Annotated in this window: 2 protein-coding genes; both read right to left on the bottom strand. The window is 36.3% G+C overall.

Translation table 11 applies throughout. The features are described 5' to 3' along the window. Positions 1 to 538 (bottom strand): hypothetical protein (locus D6734_03035; GenBank protein ID RMF96925.1); only part of this gene is annotated, 538 nt, incomplete at its 3' end. Beyond that, positions 535 to 3192: an alanine--tRNA ligase gene (locus tag D6734_03030; GenBank protein RMF96924.1), complete on the bottom strand. Its 2658-nt coding sequence runs from the start codon at positions 3190 to 3192 to the stop codon at positions 535 to 537. The genes D6734_03030 and D6734_03035, both read right to left, overlap by 4 nt. Between the last annotated feature and the right edge of the window lie 523 nt (positions 3193 to 3715).

Genomic DNA, 3715 nt, shown 5'->3' with positions numbered 1-3715 from the left:
GCTTATTATAGTACTCTTTGATTTCAGTAGAGGTGATATTGACTTTCGGTTTGATAACATTATTCATTAAAGTTAAGAGCGTAAGCTCCCTTCTAATTTTTTCCTTATATTCCTCTAATGTAAGATTTTCTCGTCTTAATGATTGCTCTAAATCATAATCAGACATATTAAAGTTTTTTTTCTGGTCTTCAATGGCAAGATTGACCGTCTTATTACTTATTGAAATGCCCATTTTTTTTGCTTCCTGAAATTGGAGCTCTTCATTGATAAGATTATCAAGTGCTTTTTCCTGTAAGAATTTCATTCTTTCTTCTTCATTTTTGTCTTTTAATTCTTCTGAGTATTTATTTTTGATTAATATCATTTCCCTATTCACATCGCTCATTGTTATCGGCTGGTCATTTACAATGGCAACAATTTTGTCGACTATCTCAGCGGGATATAATAATTGTTGGGAAAGAAAGAAGAATAAAATCGTTGATGAAAGCAAAAATAAAAAAGTATTTAACTGAATTTTTTTGGATAGACTTTTAGTCATTCTGCCAATGCGCTTTTTTGGACAATTTGTTCAACTTTAGATAGAGCTTCCTCTAATCCGTTGGGGTTTTTCCCCCCTGCTTGAGCAAAATCTTTTCTACCGCCGCCACTTCCCTTTATAATAGGAGAAATCTCCTTTACTATGTCAGAGGCGCTGATTCTGTTTGTCAATGTTTTCGATACAGCACAAACAATCGAAACTTTACCTTCGATTACTGCGCCAACTACTGCAATCCCTTCTCCAATCGATTTCAATGCATCATCTGCAAAATTGCGCAATTCTTTGATTGATGGCGCCTGCGTTTTGACTGAAAGCAGATTGATGCCACTTACTCGCTTTACAGTATCCTTCAGCTTGGTAATCTCCTTCTTTGAAAGTGATGCTTCAAGTGATTCAATCCTTTTTGATAAGTTCCGGTTTTCTTCAAGAAGATTTTTTATTTTTTCTCTAATATTGTCTTTTCCTGTTTTGAGTAGAGATGCGATTTCTTCAAATTTTTTCTCTGTCTCTCTCGATAATTTTACGGCTTCACTGCCTGTGCATGCTTCAATACGTCTTACACCGCTTGCAACGGCTCTTTCAGAGATGATTTTGAAATAACCAATTTCGCCTGTCCTTTTGCAGTGAGTTCCACCGCACAATTCTTTACTGAAATTTTCAATTGCTACAACCCTGACTTTTTCAGAATATTTTTCATCAAAAAGTGCAGTGGCGCCTGATTTTATTGCATCTTCTAATTTCATTATATTTGTCGCAACAGGCAGATTCATTCTTATGACTTCATTTACTATGTCCTCGACTTCATTTATCTCTTCTTCCGTCATCTTTGAGAAATGAGTGAAATCGAACCTCAATCTATCAGGTGCAACAAGTGAGCCTGCCTGATTCACATGAGCGCCTAAAACTTGTTTCAGTGCTGAGTGAAGAATGTGGGTGGCAGTATGGTTGTATTTGATGTTTAAACGCCTTTCTTTTGCTATTTCACAGAAGACCCTGTCGCCCTCTTTTATCCTACCTTTCTCAATAATGCCGTGATGGATAATAATATTTCCAAAAGGCTTTGTGGCATCCGTAATATTGAGCAAATTGCCATTTGAACTTATTTTCCCTTTATCGCCTATTTGCCCTCCTGATTCTCCATAAAAAACTGTTTTATCGAGTATAACGCTTACCTTGTCACCTTCTGAAGCATATTTACATTCTTTGGCGTCTTTGATTATTTTGATGACTTCGGCATTTGTTGATTCCGATTCATAGCCTAAAAACTCTGTGCTCTCTATCCCTTGCAGTAAATTCCTAAGAGTTTCTTCCTGAGATGATATAGATTTTTCCATATGAGATTTTTTTGCCGCTAATCTCTGTTTTTTCATACATTCAGAAAATCCTTGCAAGTCCGGTTCAAGCTGAAAATCCTGAAGTATTTCAGATGTCAAATCAACGGGGAAACCATAAGTGTCATAGAGTTTAAAAGCAAATTCACCGGGAAAAATCTTTGCATCCTTATCTTCTCTTCTGATTTCTTCAACTTTTTGATGAAGGATTTGAAGTCCCTGTTCAAGCGTTGCGGCAAATTTATCTTCTTCATTTTTTACTACACCTTTCACAGCCTTTGATGAATCCAATAATTCCGGATATGCCGATGACATATTTTCAATAACCTTTTCACACATTGTTCCAAAGAAAGGATCTTTAATGCCGAGCATTTTCCCATGCCTCAATCCTCTTCGCAGTATTCTTCTCAAAACATATCCTCTTCCTTCATTGGAGGGCAATACTCCATCAGATATCAGAAAAGTTGCCGCCCTTGCATGGTCAACAATCACTCTTACTGAAACATCATTTGTTTCATTACTACCATATTTGTAGCCTGTTATTCTTCCAACTTCATCAATGAGAGGAGAGAAAAGGTCTGTATCAAAGTTTGATTTTACTTTCTGTACGACAGCAGTTATTCTTTCAAGTCCCATCCCTGTATCGATACTTGGTTTAGGCAGAGGCGAAAGATTACCGTCACTTGACCTGTTGAACTGCATAAAGACCAAGTTCCAAAGTTCAAGATAGCGGTCGCAGTCACAGCCTACTGCGCAGGTTGATTTGCCGCATCCGGCTTCTTCTCCTTGGTCAATCAGTATTTCTGAGCATGGTCCGCATGGTCCTGTATCGCCCATTTGCCAGAAATTGTCCTTTTTGCCCATACGGACGACTTTATCTTCAGCGATGCCAATCTGTTTTACCCATATATTCAGAGATTCATCATCTTCTTCGTAAATTGTAATCCATAGTTTTTCTTTTGGAAGTTTGATTACATTCGTTAGAAAGTCCCAGCCATATTCAATTGCTTTTTCTTTGAAATAATCTCCAAAGGAAAAATTGCCGAGCATTTCAAAAAAGGTATGATGCCGCCTTGTCTTTCCCACAACTTCAAGGTCATTATGTTTACCGCCTGCTCTGACACATTTTTGGACAGTTGCGGCTCTTTTATACTCTCTTGTCTCTTCTCCAAGAAATATGCTTTTGAATTGCACCATACCTGCATTCGTAAATAGAAGCGTAGGGTCTTGAGAAGGAACTAATGATGAGCCGGGCAGAATTTTATGTTCCTTTTCTGCAAAATAATCTAAAAAGATTTTTCTAATATCGTGTCCAGATAGCATAATCAAATTATTAAAGATTTAGAGAGTGGGGTTTTTGTTAATTTAAAAAGACCATTATGTCAAGATATCTTTGAATATTGCTTGCAGGGTTTCGTAGAGCAAGATTCTGCTTTACAACATTCACAGCTTTTAAGAAGGGCTGCTAACATAACCTCGGTATCTATGACCGCAAAATACAATTCAGCAGGGAGGATTGAGTTGCCTCGTTGGGCTTATATATTCTAAAGTTGTTTTGCTTTTGGTTCCAGATGATTCTTAGGCAAAATGTTTTTTTCATCTCCAAATTCGTAATAATTAGATATAACAACATAGGAATTTATATTTTCCTCAAAAGGTGACATTTTTACTTTGCCGAAAAAGAGACATTTCTACTTTGCCTTTACACTGAATATTTATCTATTGAAATTAAATTTAGAATGGGTTAAAAAGATGAATACTTTTTTAAAAAGCAGAATAAAAATTAATTGACAAATATCTTTTTGACGATTAATATAGTCAATGTTCTTGAAAAACCTTCAGATTG

Source organism: Candidatus Schekmanbacteria bacterium (assembly GCA_003695725.1).
Classification (GTDB): Bacteria; Schekmanbacteria; GWA2-38-11; order GWA2-38-11; family J061; genus J061.
The sequence above is the reverse complement of the archived record's forward strand: the minus strand, read 5'-3'. Positions and strand labels throughout refer to the sequence as shown.